At 63.4% G+C, this 265-nt stretch carries 1 protein-coding gene; it reads left to right on the plus strand.

Going from position 1 to position 265, the window contains the following annotated elements:
- Positions 1–234 (plus strand): transposase (locus Q1A87_RS23965; RefSeq protein WP_299657424.1); only part of this gene is annotated, 234 nt, incomplete at its 5' end.
- Between the last annotated feature and the right edge of the window lie 31 nt (positions 235–265).

A 265-nucleotide genomic window follows, 5' to 3' on the forward strand; every position in this document is an offset into this window, starting at 1 on the left:
GCGGTGATACAGGAGGCGTACATCCACGGTGTCTCCACCCGCGCCGTTGACGATCTGGTGCGCGCCATGGGTCTGACGGGCACGTCCAAGAGCCAGGTGTCGCGGCTCTGCGAGGAGATCGACGAGCGGGTGCAGGCGTTCCTGAACCGACCACTGGAGGGTGACTGGCCGTTCCTGTGGCTCGACGCCTGTAGCGCGACAATTTGGATGAGAAGAGCGCGACAATCTGGATGAGAAACGGGAGTGTCGCGGCGAGTGCGAGCAT

Source organism: uncultured Jannaschia sp., assembly GCF_947494055.1.
In the GTDB taxonomy this organism is placed as follows: domain Bacteria; phylum Pseudomonadota; class Alphaproteobacteria; order Rhodobacterales; family Rhodobacteraceae; genus Jannaschia.